Raw genomic sequence first — 16,126 nt, 5'->3', positions numbered from 1 at the left:
CGGCGGGCGGACAATACGGGGCGCACGAGCGCCCGCCGTGGAGGAGGACCCTTGAGCAGGACTACTGCCGCCCAGGACCTGGGGCCGGGAACCAGGCCGGACCTCTGGTCCGGAGCCGTCGCCTGGACCGGCCGCGACCAGCGGTGGCAACCGTGGCGGCTGTTCCCGGACGAAGAGCGCTTCGCGTATACCGAGGGTCTGTCCGAGCAGGCGCGGGTCGCCGCGGGGGTGCGGCTGGCGGCCGTCATCCGCGGCGGAGTGCTCGAGCTCGAAGTAGAGGCTGTAGGCAACAACAGTGCCCCGGTCGACGTGCTTGCGGACGGGAAGCTGATCGCCCGGCATCCGGTTGCCGGTCGGTCGAAGGTCAGGGTCGAGCTGCCGGATCATCAGGCCGAGGTGGAGGTCTGGCTTCCGCAGCAGGGCCGGACGATCGTGACCGCGGTCCGAGCGGTGGGTTCGGAGCAGGTCGCGCGGCGCCCGCCGGGGGAGCGGCGGTGGGTAGCGTACGGAAGCTCGATCACGCAGTGCGTCGAGAGCGACGGGCCAAGCGAGACCTGGCCTGCCCTCGTCGCGAGGGAGCTCGGTTGGGACCTCACCTGCCTGGGCTTCGGCGGCAACTGCCAACTCGACCCGGTGGTACCGCGGACGATCGCACGGCTCGACGTCGACGTCGTCAGTCTCTGCCTCGGCATCAACATCTACGGCGCGGGCACCTTCAACGCTCGCTCGTTGCCCGGCCAGCTTGCTGAGCTGGTCCGTCGGGTCCGGGAGGCGCATCCTGCCGCCGGCATCGTGGTCGGTTCGCCGGTGATCTGTCCGCGCCGGGAGACGACGCCGAACGAGGTGGGGCTGACGTTGCGCGCCATCCGCGAGCTGGTACACACCGTCGGACTGGACTTTCGCGCTCGCGGCGACGATCGGGTCCACGTGCTCGACGGTCTGTCGCTGCTCGGCGAGCATGACGCTGACCTGTTGCACGACGGGCTGCACCCGGGGCCGGACGGGTACCGGCTGATGGCGGCGCGCACAGTCCGGTACCTGCGCGAGACCGGACTCGCCGCTCCCACGCTGGTCTGAGGCCCGGGCGTCAGGCGGGGTCGGCGCCTGGCCGGCCGTTCTCGACGACGAAGCTGGCCCGGGTGCTGATCGGCGCGTCCGGCCGCGAGACGTAGGGCACGACCCGGAAGTCGGTGACGAGACGGTCCGGGGTGACGGTGACCCGGTTGTAGCCGCGCTGGAAGTTGCAGAACTTCATGTGCGGGTTCGCCCGCAGATAGTTCTCGCCGACCGGCAGCATGTCGGCGCCGTCCCGGCCGCTGCTGATCGACGTGCCGACGAGCTCGGTGCCGACGACCGGTGAGTCGGGGTTGTCGTAGTCGGCCTTCAGATCCATCAGGTAGTTGCTGTGCCGGTCGCCGGTGACGACGACGAGGTTGTCGACTTCGCGCTCGTGAGCCTCGGTGAGCACCCGGTCGCGCTCGACGGTGTAGGCGTCCCAGCAGTCGGCGAACCAGGAGACGACGTTCTCGTCGGGGTTGCGGTCCAGCTGGGCCATCGGCACTTGGTTGCCGACGATCTGCCAGCGCGCCGGCGACGTCGAGAATCCGTCGATCAGCCAGTCCGCCTGCTTGCCGCCGAGCATGGTGGCGTTCGGGTCCTCCCGGCCGTTGCGCGCGGACCGGTACTGCCGTGTGTCCAGCATGGTGAAGTTGGCCAGGTTGCCGTAGTCGACCCGGCGGTGGACCCGGATGTCCGGGCCGGCCGGCATCTGGGTGTGCCGCAGCGGCAGGTTCTCGTACATGGCCTGGAACGCGGCGAGCTTGCGCTGCCGGAACACCGCCGGATCCTGGTCCGGCTCGGTGTCGGCCTTGGACGCGCCGGCCACCCAGCCGTCCTCGACCTCGTGGTCGTCGAACGTGTTGATCCAGGCGGATGCGGCGTGCGCCGCCTGCAGATGGGGGTCCGACTTGTAGAGCGCGTACTGCAGCCGGTACCCGGTCAGGGTCGTGACCTCGTCCAGCATGTACTCCGGAAGCGGCTTGCCGTCGTGGTCGGTGCTGAAACCGTACGACTCCTCGTAGATGTAGTCGCCGAGGTGCAGCACCAGGTCGAGGTCCTCCTCAGCCAGGTGCTGGTACGCGGTGTAGTGCCCGCCGTGGTAGCTCTGGCAGGACGCGAAGCCGAACCTCAGCAGGGACGGCATCGTGCCCGGGGCAGGCGCGGTCCGGGTTCGGCCGACCGGCGAAAGCTGATTGCCAACGCGGAAGCGGTACCAGTAGTGCCGGCCCGGCTGGAGTCCGTACACCTCGGGGTGCACCGAGTAGCCCAACTCGGGCGCGGCGAACGCCGTGCCGGCCTTGACTACGTGGGCGAAGTTCTCGTCGGTGGCGACCTGGTACAGGACCGGCATCCGGCAGGGCGGCATGCCGCCGTTGCCGTCCGGTGCCAGCGGCTCCACAGCCAGGCGGGTCCAGAGCACGACGCTGTCCGGCGTCGGGTCACCAGAGGCGACTCCTAGGGTGAACGGATACCCGGACAGCAGCGGCGTCGAGTAGGCGATGGTGTCCCATTGCCCTGCGCCGAGCAGCACGCCGGTCGCCGCGGCACCGGAGTACCCGAGGAAACGGCGTCTGCTGAGCGCGCGGCTGCGACCGGTTTCAGGCATGGAAAGACCTTTCGGCGGAGGAGTGGATCGCGCTGTGGCGCAGCCATTCTGGTCGATCCGAAAGGGATGATGTCAATGATCTAATACAAATTAGTAGGGTGTCCGCGGTGAGACGACGTTGAGTCCCGGGTCCAGCACACTCCTTGAGCACCCACCAACCATTCGCAGCCGTCAGTCGCGAGAGATCGGTTGGTGGGTGCTCAATCATGGGTCCGTAGGTGGCGGTGCGGAGATCTCGGAGCTTTGGGATGCGGAGCCGGGGTGGTTGAACACTGCGTCGTACGGGCGACGGCCGCGGCCGGCCGGGGAGGCGTTGCAGGCGGCGCTCGCGGACTGGAGGGTCGGCGCGACGAGTGGGGAGCCGTGGGACGAGTCGACGGTGCGGGCGCGGGAGTCGTTCGTGCGGCTCGTGGGGGCGGATTCGGAACACGTTCTTCGTGGGCAGCACGATGTCCGCGGCGCTGGCGCCGGTCGCGACCGCGTTAGAGCCCTGCTTCTTTCTTCGAGGGGTATTACGGAACGGTGGCGGTGGCGCCGATGTCGGCGGCGTCGGGCGTACCACCGCGGTAGGTCGATGCCTATTGTGAAACGCCGGCCGCCACCGGCCTGCCCAACCCAGTCACGCGCTCAACTCCCACTCTATTCTTGTCCTTCCCGGCCTTTTCTTGTTCTTTCTTCTGAGGGATTTCCGAATAGCCCCTCTACTTCTTTTTTGTATCCTCTGATGCTCAGCGGTCCCCGAGGGGGCGGCGGCGTTGGGTGGGGTCGGTCAGGGATTGGGGTTGCCAGGCGGCGTCGGCTCGGAAGAGGTCGGTGCCGGGTGGGACGATCTCGTCGATGCGGTCGAGGGTTTTGTCGTCGAGGGTGAGGTCGGCGGCTTCAAGCAGGCCCTCCAATTGGTCCATCGTGCGGGGGCCGGCGATCACCGACGTGACGGCCGGGTGGGTGGTGACGAAGGCCATCGCCAGTTCGGGCAGCGTCGTACCGATGCCGTCTGCGACCTCGATCAGTTGCTCGACGGCGTCGTACTTCGCCGCGTTCGCGGGCAGTGCCGGGTCGAAGCGGTCGGGCGCGAGTGCGGCCCGGGCGGACAGGTCGAGCGGCTGGTTCCTGCGGATCTTCCCGGACAGGAAGCCGAACGCCAGCGGGCTGTAGGTCAGCACGCCCATCCCGAGCCGGCGGCAGGTCGGGAGCACGGAGCGTTCGATGCCGCGGGCAATCATCGAGTACGGCGGCTGGTTCGTCCGGAACCGGCCGTACCCGCGGCGGTCGGACACGTGGTACGCCTCGACGATGTCCTCCGCCGGGAACGCCGAGCAGCCGAACGCGCGGATCTTGCCGGCGCTGACCAGGTCGCTCAGCACCCAGAGCGTCTCCTCGATGTCCGTGGTGTGGTCCGGCCGGTGGATCTGGTACAGGTCGATCCAGTCGGTACCGAGGCGGCGCAGGCTGTCCTCGACCGCGCGGGTGATCCAGCGGCGCGAGTTCCCGCTCCGGTTCCGGCCCTCGGTGAACGGGAAGTGCACCTTGGTGGCCAGCACGACGTCGTCACGACGGTCCTTGAGCGCCTTGCCCACGATCACCTCGGACTCGCCGGCGGAGTACATGTCCGCGGTGTCGACGAAGTTGATCCCCTGGTCCAGCGCGGCGTGAATGATCCGGATGCAGTCCTCGTGATCCGGGTTCCCGACCGCGCCGAACATCATCGCCCCGAGACAGTGCGTACTGACCTCGATCCCGGTCCCGCCCAACGTGCGATAACGCATGCCTTCAACTCCTCACCGTCCCCCCGAACGCTAAAAGCTAGACCGCTCTCTAGGTCAAGCGTCCTCTTTGAGCACCCACCAACCGGATCGGGGCCGTGAAAACGGTTGGTGGGTGCACAAAGACGTGTCCGTAGGGTGGGGGTGTGGAGATTTCGGAGCTTTGGGACCCTGCGCCGGGGTGGTTGAACACTGCGTCGTACGGGCTGCCGCCGCGGCCGGCATGGGAGGCGTTGCAGGCGGCGCTCGCGGACTGGAGGGTCGGCGCGACGAGCTGGGAGCCGTGGGACGAGTCGACCGTGCGGGCGCGGGAGTCGTTCGCGCGGCTGGTCGGCGCGGATGCAGTGGATGTGTTCGTCGGCAGCACGGTGTCCGCGGCGCTGGCGCCGGTCGCGACCGCGTTGCCGGACGGCGCGAGGGTCCTGACGGACGACGTGGAGTTCACGTCGAACGTCTTCCCGTGGCAGGTGCACGCGGACCGTGGCGTCGAGGTTGTCGCCGTACCGTCGGACGAGTTGGTCGCGGCGATCACGCCTGGGGTCGACGTGGTCGCGGTGAGTGCGGTCCAGTCGTCGACCGGCGCTGTACTCGACCTTCCCGCGGTAGTTGCCGCGAGCAAGCAGATTGACGCGCTTTTGGTGATCGACGCGACGCAGGCGGTGGGGTGGTATCCGATCAGCGTGGACGGTGTCGACGCGTTGATCGTCCACAGTTACAAGTGGTTGATGTCGCCCCGCGGCGCGACGTTCGGGTACCTGTCGCCGCGGCTGCAGGAGCGCTGCCGCCCATCCGCCGCCGGCTGGTACGCCGCGCGGGACGTGCACGGGTCGTACTACGGACCGGTGATGGAGCTCGACCCGGGTGCGCGGAGGTTCGACCAGTCGCCGGCGTGGTTCAGCTTCGTCGGCGCGGCGCCCGCGCTCGAGCTGGTCGAGGAAATCGGTGTCGAGACGATCAACCGGCACAACCTCGCGCTGGCGAACGAGTTCCGCGACGGGCTGGGCCTCCCGCCGTCGAACAGCGCGATCGTCAGCACGAGTCTGCCCGGCGCGCAGGAGGCGTTCGCCGCGGCCGGGATGCGGGCCGCGGTACGGGACGGCAAGCTGCGCGCGTCGTTCCACATCTACACGACCCGTTCCGACGTACAGCAAGCGTTGTCTGCTCTGAAGCCATTGATCTAGCAGCGGGTTAGGGTGCCCTATGGGTGGATTGAGTATCGGGCAGGTGGCGGAGCGGACAGGGTTGAGTGTCCACGCGCTGCGGTTCTACGAGCGTGAGGGGCTGCTCGCGGATCCGGTACGGCGGGAGTCGAACGGGCGGCGCGTCTACACCGAGGACGACGTCGACTGGCTGAACATGTGCATCAAGTTCCGCTCGTCCGGGATGCCGCTCGACACGATCCGCCGCTACACGGACCTGGTCCGGCAGGGCCCCGGCAACGAGGCGGACCGGCTGGCCCTGCTCCGCAGCCACCAGGACGCCGTGAAGGCACAGATCGAGGAACTCAACGAGTGCCTGAATGTGATCACCTGGAAGGTCGACGTCTACCAGGAGCACGTGGACGCCGGCACCGCCGACGGCCTGTGGGTGAACCCGTCCTCACAGTCGGCCAGCGAGGCCTCCTGAGCGGCGCAGCGCCTCCTCCATCGCGGCCAGCGTGGTGCGCATGTTGGCCGCCAGCTCGTCGAGGCGGCCGCGGATGATCTCCGTGGCGCGGTCCGGGTACTTGAGGACGCCCATCCGCAGGCCGCTGTCGCCCGGGCCGTGTGTGAAGCTCTGACGCACGAGCGTCTCGGGGCCGCGATCCTCCAGTTCGTATTCCCAGTGCGCGAGCGGGACGTCCTCCCCGCCGTACACGTCCCAGCCGAAGCGTGTCGGTTCCTCGAGCACGGTGACCGTGCAGGTCACATACGTTTCCAGGCCGTTCGGAAAACGGTTTCGGGCCTCGAAGGTAGCGTTTTCCTCGAGCCAGGCGCCGTAGATGCACTCCGGGCTCCACTCGCCGTACCTCTGGATCGCGGTGATGCCGGACCAGACGGTGTGGATCGGCAGCTTGAGCAGTACTTCGATGCCGGTGGTCGCACCGGTCACTCCGTAGTCGTTCATGCCCCGGACGTCGTACGCACCTCAGCGGACTCGACATTTACCCGTTCGGGGCGGCTGTAGAGGTTCAGGCTGCCGTTGCGGATGAAGCCGGCGAGCGTCAGACCCGACTCCGTCGCGAGGTCGATGGCGAGCGAACTCGGCGCCGAGACCGCACCGAGAACCGGGATGCCGGCCATCACTGCCTTCTGGGCGAGCTCGAACGACGTCCGGCCGGAGACGATCAGGACCAGGCCGCGGGCGGGGATGTGGCCGTTGAGCAGGGCCCAGCCGACGACCTTGTCGACGGCGTTGTGGCGGCCGACGTCCTCGCGTACGACGAGGAGGTCGCCCGAGGGGGTGAACAGGCCGGCCGCGTGCAGTCCGCCGGTGCGGTCGAAGACCTGTTGGCGGGCCCGGAGGGCGTCGGGAAGGGTTGCGAGTACGTCGTACCTGATCCTGACGTCGTCCTCCGCGGGGGAGTGGCGCGTTTTGGTGCGGACGGCGTCGAGGGACGCTTTGCCGCAGACGCCGCAGGACGAGGTGGTGTAGAAGTTGCGTTCGACGCCGGTGACCGGGGCGGGTACGCCGGGCGCGAGGCCGAGATCGAGGACGTTGTAGGTGTTGCGGCCCTCGTCGTCGCGCGAGTCGCAGTACCTCGCGTCGCGGATGTCGTCGGGGCCGCCGATCACGCCTTCGGTGTGCAGGAAGCCGTGGGCGAGCTCGACGTCGTGCCCGGGGGTTCGCATCGTCACGGCGAGCGGCTTGCCGTCGACGCGGAGTTCCAGGGGCTCTTCCACCGCGATCGAGTCGGGGCGCTGACGCTCGCCGGCGGGCGTCAGCCGGACGACGGGGCGGCGGGCGATCAGCCGGCCCATGGGCGGGCTCCGGGATCGAGCGGCAGGAGGCGGGCGGCGATGGCTTCGGAGGGGCCCGGGGCGACGACGGCGAGGGCGTCGGCGATCGCGGGGCCTCGGAGCATGGCGGAACCGCCGTGGCCGACGGGTACGGCGCCTTGCGGGGTGAGGCGGATCGGGACGAGGCGGGTACTCGACGGGTGGCAGGGGATGCCGCCGGGGACCGCGATCTGGTGGAGCTCTGGGAGCGGGAGGCCGCGCAGGCGGGTGATGGCCGCGACGCCGAGTGTCAGGAAGGCGACGAACGCGGCGAACGGGTTGCCGGGGAGACCGAGCACAAGCCGCCCGTCCGGCAGCACGGCGAGCGCCTGCGGGTGACCGGGCCGGCAGGCGACCCCGTCGACGATCATCTCCGCACCCAACTCGGAAAGCGCCGGCCGAAGATGATCAGCCGGCCCGGAGGCAGATGAGCCGGATACGAGAAGCAGATCAGCCCGAGTCTCCCGCAGAGCCTGAACCAGCCGCTCCCGAGAGTCCGGGAGGTGTGTAACCGCGCCGGCCGCCTTGGCGCCCGCTCTGGCTGTCAGGCCTGGGAGCATGGGGCCGATGGCGTCGCGGGTGCGGCCTGGAGACGACGGACCGCGGTGAACCAGCTCGTCGCCGGTGACCAAGGCGGCGACTGTTGGCGGGGGAATGACGACCAGGCTGTTGAGTCCGACGGTCGCGGCCAGGCCCAGGACTGCCGGATCGACGATCACTCCGGCCGGGAGCAGGTGGTCCCCGGGTTCGCACTCCTCGCCCGCGCGCCGGATGTGCCGCCCGTGCTCGGCCGGACCTTCCAACAGGTCGCCGGTGAGCACCGCGTCCTCCGAGCGCATCACCGACGTCGCCCCGGCCGGCACGGCCGCGCCGGTCACGATGCCGGTCGCCTGACCGTCCTCGAGTTCGCGGGCCTCCACGGCGCCGGCAGCGACGTGCCCGATCACCCGCCACGGTCCGTCTCCGCGGACGGCGTACCCGTCCATCGCCGCGCGATCCACCGGCGGCACCGCGACCGGTGACACCAACGGCGTCGCCAGCACGCACCCGTCGGCCTCGTCCAACCGGCGCCGGACCACTGTCCCGGGCCGTGCCGCCGCATGCGCCAGCGCCCGCGCGACATCCCACGGCAGCGCATCCCGCCGCGGTACCGCGGGTTCAAGATCGGCGCGGCGTCGCACGCCACGGCCGTCATCCGGTGTCCGCCCGGGCCCGTCCTCCACACCCCCAGCCTCTCCAACCGGTTCGGCGTTGTCGAACCGATCCCGTTCCGCGGACGGCTCCTCGGCCCACGGCGTGGGGTGGGTCACGAGGAAGCCTGGAGCTGACGGGCGGCCAGCGCGGCGGCGGGATCGAGGTCCGTTGCACCGGACTCGACGTGGTCGATCAGGGCCCGCTTCATCCGCGGGTCCCAGACGGCCTTCATGTGGGTGGCGATCGCGGTGGCGGCGTCCGCGGGCGAGCGGTGGGCGAACTGGGCCGCGATCTCGTTCGCCAACCGCACGTAGGGCGGCACGCCGGCACTCATCGATTGCCTCCAGCAACGACAGGCTCCAGCGCGGAATCGGCGGAAACCGTTTCCGGAACCAGGTCGACCTGGACCGCGGTGACCTTGTACTCGGGGCAGTTGGTGGCCCAGTCGGAGTTGTCCGTGGTGACGACGTTCGCGCCGCTCACCGGATGGTGGAACGTGGTGTAGCAGACCCCGACCGGCATCCGGTCGGAGATCGTCGCGCGCAGCTCCGTCCGCCCGACCCGGCTCGACAGCGCGACCAGGTCACCGTCCGACACCCCACGCACCTCCGCGTCGTGCGGATGGATCTCCAGCACGTCCTCGGCATGCCAGGCCACGTTCGCCGTCCGTCGGGTCTGTGCCCCGACGTTGTACTGCGAAAGGATCCGCCCGGTCGTGAGGATCAGCGGGAACCGGCGCGTCGACCGCTCCGACGTCGGCACGTAGACGGTCTCCATGAACCGCCCCTTGCCGCGGGTGAACTCGTCCTCGTGCATGATCGGCGTACCTTCCGGATGCTCGACATTGCACGGCCACTGGATCGACCCCAGCTCGTCGAGCTTCTGGAACGAGACGCCCATGAACGTCGGCGTCGTCATCGCGATCTCGTCCATGATCTGCGCCGCCGAGTCGTAGTGCATCGGGTACCCCATCGCCTGCGCGATCTCGCAGACGATCTCCCACTCCTGCTTCCCGGTCCGCGGCGCCATGATCGGCCGGACCCGATTGATCCGGCGTTCCGCGTTCGTGAACGTGCCGTCCTTCTCCAGGAACGACGTCCCCGGTAGCAGCACGTGGGCGAACTTCGCGGTCTCGTTGACGAACAGGTCCTGGACGACCAGCAGGTCCAGCGCACCGAGTGCCGCGAAGACGTGCTGCGTGTTCGGGTCGGACTGTGCGATGTCCTCGCCCTGCACGAACAACGCCCTGAACGATCCGTCGATCGCCGCGTCGAACATGTTCGGGATCCGCAGGCCGGGCTCGTTGAGGATCGGCGTACCCCAGAGGTGCTCGTAGATCGAGCGGACGTCGTCGTCCGACACGTGCCGGTACCCGGGCAGCTCGTGCGGGAACGAGCCCATGTCGCACGAGCCCTGCACGTTGTTCTGGCCGCGCATCGGGTTGACGCCGACGCCCGGCCGGCCGATGTTTCCGGTCGCCATCGCGAGGTTGGCCATGCCCATCACCATCGTGGAGCCCTGGCTGTGCTCGGTGACGCCGAGGCCGTAGTAGATCGCGGCGTTCCCGCCGGTTGCGTACAGCCGGGCGGCTTCACGGATCGTTTCCGCCGGTACTCCGGAAATTTCGGAAACTGCTTCCGGACTGTGTTCCGGCTGCGCGATGAACGTTTCCCAGGCCGCGAAGTCCTCACACCGGCTCGCGACGAACTTCCGGTCCACCAGGCCCTCGGTCACCACCACGTGCGCGAGCGCGTTGACGATCGCGACGTTCGTGCCCGGCCGCAGCTCGAGGTGGTACGCCGCCTCGACGTGCGGCGTCCGGACCAGGTCGATCCGCCGCGGGTCGACCACGATCAGCTTGGCGCCCTGCCGGATCCGCTGCTTCATCCGGGACCCGAACACCGGGTGCGCGTCGGTCGGGTTCGACCCGATCAGCAGGATCACGTCGGACTCGTCGACGGAACGGAAATCCTGCGTTCCGGCGGATTCCCCGAAGGTCTGCTTGAGCCCGTACCCGGTCGGCGAGTGGCAGACCCGGGCGCAGGTGTCGACGTTGTTGTTCCCGAACACGGCGCGGACCATCTTCTGGACCGCGTACACCTCCTCGTTCGTGGTCCGCGAGGACGTGATCGCGCCGATCGAGCCCTGCCCGTGGGCCGCCTGGATCTCGCGCAGCCGGCGCGCGGTGAACGAGATCGCCTCCTCCCAGGAAACTTTCCGCCACGGTTCCGAAATCGTGTTCCGGACCATCGGCTCGAGCACCCGGTCCGGGTGGCTCGCGTACCCGAAGGCGAACCGGCCCTTCACACACGAGTGCCCCTCGTTTGCCCCGCCGTTCTTGTACGGGACCATCCGGACCAGTTCGTCACCACGCAGTTCGGCCTTGAACGAGCACCCGACACCGCAGTACGCACACGTGGTCAGCACGGTCCGTGTCGGCATCCCGAGCTCGACCACCGACTTCTCCTGCAGCGTCGCGGTCGGGCACGCCTGCACACACGCGCCGCACGACACGCAGTCGGAGTCGAAGAACGACACCCCGGCACCGGCGGCGACCTTCGAGTCGAACCCACGCCCCTCGATCGTCAACGCCAGCGTTCCCTGTACTTCGTCACACGCGCGCACGCACCGCGAGCACGCGATGCACTTGGACGCCTCGAAGTCGAAGTACGGGTTGGAGGAGTCGGTCGGCAGGTCCATGTGGTTCGCGCCGGCCTCGACACCGGATCCGTAGCGGACCTCGCGCAGCCCGGTGACGCCGGCCATGTCCTGCAGTTCGCAGTCGCCGTTGGCGGAGCAGGTCAGGCAGTCGAGCGGGTGGTCGGAGATGTACAGCTCCATGACACCGCGGCGGAGTTTCCCGAGCCGCTCGTTCTGCGTCCGCACCACCATGCCGTCCGCGACCGGCGTCGTACAGGAGGCCGGAGTGCCGCGCACGCCGTCGATCTCGACCACACACAACCGGCACGACCCGAACGCTTCCAGGTTGTCGGTCGCGCACAGTTTCGGAACGTCGACCCCCGCCTGCTTTGCCGCCCGCATCACCGACGTACCGGGTGGGACCTTCACCGGGACCCCGTCGACGGTCAGCTCGATCGTGGCCTCGCCGGGGCGGGCCGGAGTACCGAAGTCAGGCTCTTTTAACAGCGTCATGCGTGGAAGTCCTCTCCGAAATGGCGGACGGCACTGCGGACTGGCATCGGAGTGAGGCCGCCCATGGCACAGAGCGAACCGTCGGTCATCAGCTCACACAGGTCCTCGAGGAGGACCAGGTTCTGTGTGCGGTCGGTGCCCGCGACGATGCGGTCGATGGTCTCGACGCCGCGGACCGCGCCGACCCGGCACGGCGTGCACTTGCCGCACGACTCGGCCGCGCAGAACTCGAACGCGAACCGCGCCATCGCCGCCATGTCCACGGTCTCGTCGAACACCACGATCCCGCCGTGCCCGACCATCGCGCCGGCCGCCGCGAACGCCTCGTAGTCCATCGGCAGGTCGAACTGCTCGACCGGAAGATAAGCGCCGAGCGGGCCGCCCACCTGAACGGCCCGCACCGGCCGCCCCGACGACGTACCGCCGCCGAAGTCGTTCACCAGCTCGCCGAGCGTGATGCCGAACGCGGTCTCGACGATGCCGCCGCGGGCGACGTTCCCGCCGAGCTGGAAGACGCTGGTGCCGAGCGACCGCCCGGTCCCGTACGCCGCGTACGCCGCCGCGCCGTTCGCCACAATGGTCGGGACCGTTGCCAATGACAACACATTGTTGACGACGGTCGGACGGCCGAAAAGACCTTCCAGGGCAGGGATCGGCGGCTTCGCGCGAACCATGCCGCGCTTGCCCTCCAGGCTCTCCAGCATCGAGGTCTCTTCACCGCAGATGTACGCCCCGGCGCCGACGCGGACGTGCAGGTCGAAGCCGAACCCTGAGCCGAGAATGTCCGGCCCCAACCAGCCCTCCGCCCGCGCCAACTCGATCGCCGCCTGCAGCGTCGCGACGGCGTCCGGGTACTCCGATCGCAGATAGACGTACCCTTCCGCGGCGCCGACGGCGTACGCCGCGATCGTCATCCCCTCGATCAGGGTGAACGGATCGCCCTCGATCAGCATGCGGTCGGCGTAGGTACCCGAATCGCCCTCGTCCGCGTTGCAGCACACGAACTTCAGGTCGGCGTCGGCGTTCAGCACCGTCCGCCACTTGATCCCGGTCGGGAACCCCGCCCCGCCACGCCCGCGCAGGCCCGAGTCGACGACGGTCTCGACCACGTCGCCCGCCGTCATCGCGAGCGCGGCTCGCAGCCCCGCGATCCCGCCGTGCTCCAGGTAGTCCGCGGTCGACAGCGGATCAACCACACCCACCCGCTGGAAGGTCAACCGCTGCTGCCGCTTCATCCACGGCAGCTCCTCGACCGGTCCGAGATGCGGTCCGACCGCCGCGCCGTCGAGCATCCCGGCGGCCACCAACCCGTCCACGTCCTCGGGAGCCACCGGCCCGTACCCGACGCGGCCGTGGGCGGTCTCCACCTCGACGAGCGGTTCCAGCCACAACATCCCGCGCGACCCGGTGCGCACCACCGCGGTGTTGCCGTCAAGAGCTGCGATGCGCTCGGCGACCTCGTCGGCCCCGACGGAGCGGGCTGCGGAATCCCGCGGAACGAAGACGCGCACGGAAGGAGCCGCCGCGGCGGCGGGCTCAGGTGTGCGGCCAGGCTGTGTCATCGTGCATCCCCCAGCAAGGCGTCGAGGCGGGCAGGGGTCACTCGCCCGTGGAGCGTGCCGGCCACCTGCACGGTGGGTCCGAGGGCACAGTTGCCGAAGCAGTAGATCTCTTCGATACTGACGCGGCCGTCGTACGTCGTCTCGCCGAAGCCGCAGCCGACGGTGCGTTGGGCGTGATCCGCGAGCTCGACCGCGCCGACCGCGCGGCACGCCTCGGCCTGGCAGATCGCGACGGTGGTGCGGCCGGCCGCCGTACGCCGGAAGTCCTTGTAGAACGTGACGACGCCGTGCACCTCGGCGACCGCGAGGTTCAGTACGTCGGCGATCACCGCGACATCCGGCTGGTCGACGTACCCGAACTCCTCCTGTACCGCGTGGAGGATCGGTATCAGCGCACCGCGCAGACCGCGGAGCTCCTCCGCGATCTCTCGCACTCGTTGGGCACGCCCGGGAACCGGGACGGGGGCGGCGGCCACGACCTCACTCGTCATGTATACAACATTCCGTCGCCAATCGCGCCGAGTCAAAGCAACGCTGGCTATGACCTGATAGACGCCGCCTATCAATTCCGCACACAGCCCAGCCGCGCTGGTGGTTGGGCTGATGCTCCAGGTAGGCCCAGTAGTGATCGCCTTAAGACCAGTGCCCCCACTCGGTGGGGTAGTTCACCAGGCCGGCGGCGGTCAGTTCGTCGCTCAGCTGTACGGTCATCCGCGCGCCACCGCCGTGCGGATCAGCGTGTCGACAACCTCGGCGTACGAGAGACCGGCCGCCGCCCACATCCGCGGGAACTGCGACGCCGGCGTGAATCCGGGGAACGTGTTGATCTCGTTGACCACCGCCTCGCCCGTGGATGTCACGAAGAAGTCGACCCGCGCCAGCCCGGCGCAGCCGAGGACCTCGAAGACCTCGATCGCCGTACGACGCAACCGCAGGGCCAACTCGGGATCGAGCGGCGCCGGTACGACGAACCGCGTCGCGCTGCTGTCGTACTTCGCGGTCGCGTTGAAGAACGGCTGCCCCGGATCGGCATGGATCTCCAGCGCCGGCGCTGTCTCCACCCGCCCGTCGGGGAACTCCAGCACCGCGAGGTCGATCTCGCGGCCCGCCATCTCACGCTCCACCAGGACGTTCGGATCGAGGACGGCGGCGTCGGCGATCGCGGTCAGCAGCGTCGTCAGGTTCGTCGCGCGCGTCACGCCGAAGCTCGACCCGCCGTTCGCCGGCTTCACGAACAGCGGGAAGTCGAGCCCGGCCAGCTTCAGTTTCTGCAGCGCTGCTTCGGTGTCGGTCAGGTCGGTGCCGCGCAGCGTGACGCCCGGCGTGACGGGAATGCCGTGCGCCGTCAGCACCGACTTGGTCAGGTGCTTGTCCAACCCGACCGCGCTGGCGGCGACCCCGCTGCCGACGTACGGGACCTGCAGCTGGTCGAGGAATCCCTGCAACCGGCCGTCCTCGCCACCCTCGCCGTGCAACGCGGGGATTGTGACGTCGCACGCCTGCAGGATCTCGATCGCCTCGTGCTGCCCGTCGATCCAGTTGCCGTCGGCATCGATGACGAGCGGGATCGCCGTATGGCCGAGCACCTCGACCGCCTTGGCGATCCCCCGGCCGCTGGCCAGCGACACCTGGTGCTCCGGGCTCGCGCCACCCATCACGACCGCGACCTTCATCACTTCTCCTCGTACCGTCGGGGCACCCGGCTGCCGATGCCGCAGTAGATCTCGTGCGGGATGGTCCCGGCCCAGTCCGCCCAGTCCTGCGCGGTCGGCTCGCCCGCGGAGCCGTCGCCGAAGAGCGTCACCGGTTCGCCGGGCTCGACCGCGAGATCGCGGGCGTCGACCACGAACTGATCCATCGCGATCCGCCCGATCACCGGCATCCGTACGCCGCGGCACAGCACGCTCGCCCGGCGTACGGCGACCCGTGGGACACCGTCGGCGTACCCGATCGGGACCAGCGCGACCGTGGTGTCCCGCTCGGCCACGAAGTCGTGCCCGTACGAAACCCCTTCTCCGGCGCGGATCCGGCGTACCTGGGTCACCTTGCTCACCAACCGCATCGCCGGGCGCAACCCGATTCCGAGCTCGTCGATCCCGTACAGGCCGGCGCCGATCCGGACCAGGTCGGTGTCCTGTGCGTCGAGCGTGACCGCACCGGCCGAGTTCGCCAGGTGTACGACGCTCGGTCGCAGGCCGGCCCGGTGCGCGAGACCCACCCCGGTCCGCAGGAGCTGCAGTTGCCGCGTGCTCTGCATGGCGTCGGCGGAGTCGCCGTGCGAGAGATGCGACCAGATCCCGCGGACCGTGACGGCGCCGAGCGCCTCGTAGTGCGCCGCCGTTCGGGTGAGCTCGATCCACTGGTCAGGTGCACTGCCGGCCCGGTGCAGACCGGTGTCCAGCTTGAGGTGCACCCAAAATCCAGCACTGTGGACGGATGGGGTACGGGCCACGCGCTGTAGCTCCGCGACAGTCGAGACGCTGACGTCGATATCGCTGAGCAGCATGAGTTCTGCCGGGTCGTACAGCCAGGCGAGGATCGGCGCCCGCAGGCCGGCCGCGCGTAGTTGCAGCGCCTCGGCAGCGTGCGCGACGCCGAGCCAGGTCGCGCCGGCTTCTACAGCCGCGCGGGCGACCGGTACGGCGCCGTGCCCGAAGGCGTCGGCCTTGACCACGGCCATCACGTCCTGCGCGACCCGCCGCCGGAAGGTCCGGACGTTGTCGCGGACGGCGGACAGATCGACAACGGCCTCCGACAGTCCGGTGATCCCACCGGGCACCGGGCGGGGGCGGGACTGAACCAGGTACATGT

Annotated in this window: 14 protein-coding genes; 3 read left to right on the top strand and 11 right to left on the bottom strand. The window is 69.3% G+C overall.

The features are described from left to right. Positions 1-51: 51 nt before the first annotated feature. On the top strand, positions 52-1,077 hold the full coding sequence (locus BJY22_RS02040; RefSeq protein WP_167203474.1) for a GDSL-type esterase/lipase family protein: 1,026 nt from the start codon (positions 52-54) through the stop codon (positions 1,075-1,077). 10 nt (positions 1,078-1,087) lie between these two features. Here BJY22_RS02040 and BJY22_RS02035 read toward each other — a convergent pair whose 3' ends face one another. Both BJY22_RS02035 and BJY22_RS02030 read right to left on the bottom strand, forming a co-directional pair. Continuing rightward, positions 1,088-2,665 carry an alkaline phosphatase D family protein gene (locus BJY22_RS02035; RefSeq protein WP_167203473.1) on the bottom strand — a complete coding sequence of 526 codons (1,578 nt, stop codon included), beginning with the start codon at positions 2,663-2,665 and terminating at the stop codon, positions 1,088-1,090. Between the two features lie 728 nt (positions 2,666-3,393). Beyond that, positions 3,394-4,431: an aldo/keto reductase gene (locus BJY22_RS02030; protein ID WP_167203472.1), complete on the bottom strand. Its 1,038-nt coding sequence runs from the start codon at positions 4,429-4,431 to the stop codon at positions 3,394-3,396. 143 nt (positions 4,432-4,574) lie between these two features. On the opposite strand from BJY22_RS02030, the gene BJY22_RS02025 reads away from it, so the two are divergent. Continuing rightward, positions 4,575-5,609 carry an aminotransferase class V-fold PLP-dependent enzyme gene (locus BJY22_RS02025; RefSeq protein WP_167203471.1) on the top strand — a complete coding sequence of 345 codons (1,035 nt, stop codon included), beginning with the start codon at positions 4,575-4,577 and terminating at the stop codon, positions 5,607-5,609. 43 nt (positions 5,610-5,652) lie between these two features. Beyond that, positions 5,653-6,054, top strand: a complete 402-nt coding sequence (locus BJY22_RS02020; RefSeq protein ID WP_337758036.1) for a MerR family transcriptional regulator — start codon at positions 5,653-5,655, stop codon at positions 6,052-6,054. On the opposite strand, the gene BJY22_RS02015 is transcribed toward BJY22_RS02020, so the two are convergent. The 9 genes from BJY22_RS02015 to alr all read right to left on the bottom strand — a co-directional run bounded on the left by BJY22_RS02015 (position 6,028) and on the right by alr (position 16,124). Further along, positions 6,028-6,534 carry an SRPBCC family protein gene (locus BJY22_RS02015; RefSeq protein WP_167203469.1) on the bottom strand — a complete coding sequence of 169 codons (507 nt, stop codon included), beginning with the start codon at positions 6,532-6,534 and terminating at the stop codon, positions 6,028-6,030. The genes BJY22_RS02020 and BJY22_RS02015 overlap by 27 nt on opposite strands. Beyond that, complete coding sequence (fdhD, locus tag BJY22_RS02010) at positions 6,531-7,388, bottom strand: formate dehydrogenase accessory sulfurtransferase FdhD (protein WP_167203468.1); 858 nt, start codon at positions 7,386-7,388, stop codon at positions 6,531-6,533. The genes BJY22_RS02015 and fdhD overlap by 4 nt, the downstream gene beginning before the upstream one ends. Then, complete coding sequence (locus BJY22_RS02005) at positions 7,376-8,629, bottom strand: molybdopterin-binding protein (protein ID WP_202890960.1); 1,254 nt, start codon at positions 8,627-8,629, stop codon at positions 7,376-7,378. Before BJY22_RS02005 ends, fdhD begins: the two co-directional genes overlap by 13 nt. Positions 8,630-8,712: 83 nt before the next feature. Next, positions 8,713-8,934 carry a formate dehydrogenase subunit delta gene (locus tag BJY22_RS02000; protein WP_167203467.1) on the bottom strand — a complete coding sequence of 74 codons (222 nt, stop codon included), beginning with the start codon at positions 8,932-8,934 and terminating at the stop codon, positions 8,713-8,715. After that, a complete protein-coding gene (gene fdhF, locus BJY22_RS01995) occupies positions 8,931-11,753 on the bottom strand; it encodes a formate dehydrogenase subunit alpha (protein WP_167203466.1) in 2,823 nt (940 codons plus the stop codon). Before fdhF ends, BJY22_RS02000 begins: the two co-directional genes overlap by 4 nt. Continuing rightward, on the bottom strand, positions 11,750-13,315 hold the full coding sequence (locus tag BJY22_RS01990; protein ID WP_167203465.1) for a formate dehydrogenase beta subunit: 1,566 nt from the start codon (positions 13,313-13,315) through the stop codon (positions 11,750-11,752). The genes fdhF and BJY22_RS01990 overlap by 4 nt, the downstream gene beginning before the upstream one ends. After that, positions 13,312-13,806, bottom strand: a complete 495-nt coding sequence (locus BJY22_RS01985) for an NAD(P)H-dependent oxidoreductase subunit E (RefSeq protein WP_167203464.1) — start codon at positions 13,804-13,806, stop codon at positions 13,312-13,314. Before BJY22_RS01985 ends, BJY22_RS01990 begins: the two co-directional genes overlap by 4 nt. Positions 13,807-14,022: 216 nt before the next feature. Then, positions 14,023-14,988 (bottom strand): D-alanine--D-alanine ligase family protein, encoded by a 966-nt coding sequence (locus BJY22_RS01975; protein ID WP_167203463.1) that lies wholly within the window; start codon positions 14,986-14,988, stop codon positions 14,023-14,025. After that, on the bottom strand, positions 14,988-16,124 hold the full coding sequence (gene alr, locus BJY22_RS01970; protein WP_167203462.1) for an alanine racemase: 1,137 nt from the start codon (positions 16,122-16,124) through the stop codon (positions 14,988-14,990). The genes BJY22_RS01975 and alr overlap by 1 nt, the downstream gene beginning before the upstream one ends. Between the last annotated feature and the right edge of the window lie 2 nt (positions 16,125-16,126).

This window comes from Kribbella shirazensis, from assembly GCF_011761605.1.
Classification (GTDB): Bacteria; Actinomycetota; Actinomycetes; order Propionibacteriales; family Kribbellaceae; genus Kribbella; species Kribbella shirazensis.
This window is presented reverse-complemented; position numbering and strand designations above follow the sequence as displayed.

Bases quoted from the DNA above. Each gene is read 5' to 3' on its own strand.
- BJY22_RS02035 (WP_167203473.1), bottom strand. From the start codon at position 2,665: ATGCCTGAAACCGGTCGCAGCCGCGCGCTCAGCAGACGCCGTTTCCTC.
- BJY22_RS02030 (WP_167203472.1), bottom strand. From the start codon at position 4,431: ATGCGTTATCGCACGTTGGGCGGGACCGGGATCGAGGTCAGTACGCAC.
- BJY22_RS02015 (WP_167203469.1), bottom strand. From the start codon at position 6,534: ATGAACGACTACGGAGTGACCGGTGCGACCACCGGCATCGAAGTACTG.
- fdhD (WP_167203468.1), bottom strand. From the start codon at position 7,388: ATGGGCCGGCTGATCGCCCGCCGCCCCGTCGTCCGGCTGACGCCCGCC.
- BJY22_RS02000 (WP_167203467.1), bottom strand. From the start codon at position 8,934: ATGAGTGCCGGCGTGCCGCCCTACGTGCGGTTGGCGAACGAGATCGCG.
- fdhF (WP_167203466.1), bottom strand. From the start codon at position 11,753: ATGACGCTGTTAAAAGAGCCTGACTTCGGTACTCCGGCCCGCCCCGGC.
- BJY22_RS01990 (WP_167203465.1), bottom strand. From the start codon at position 13,315: ATGACACAGCCTGGCCGCACACCTGAGCCCGCCGCCGCGGCGGCTCCT.
- BJY22_RS01985 (WP_167203464.1), bottom strand. From the start codon at position 13,806: ATGACGAGTGAGGTCGTGGCCGCCGCCCCCGTCCCGGTTCCCGGGCGT.
- BJY22_RS01975 (WP_167203463.1), bottom strand. From the start codon at position 14,988: ATGAAGGTCGCGGTCGTGATGGGTGGCGCGAGCCCGGAGCACCAGGTG.
- alr (WP_167203462.1), bottom strand. From the start codon at position 16,124: ATGTACCTGGTTCAGTCCCGCCCCCGCCCGGTGCCCGGTGGGATCACC.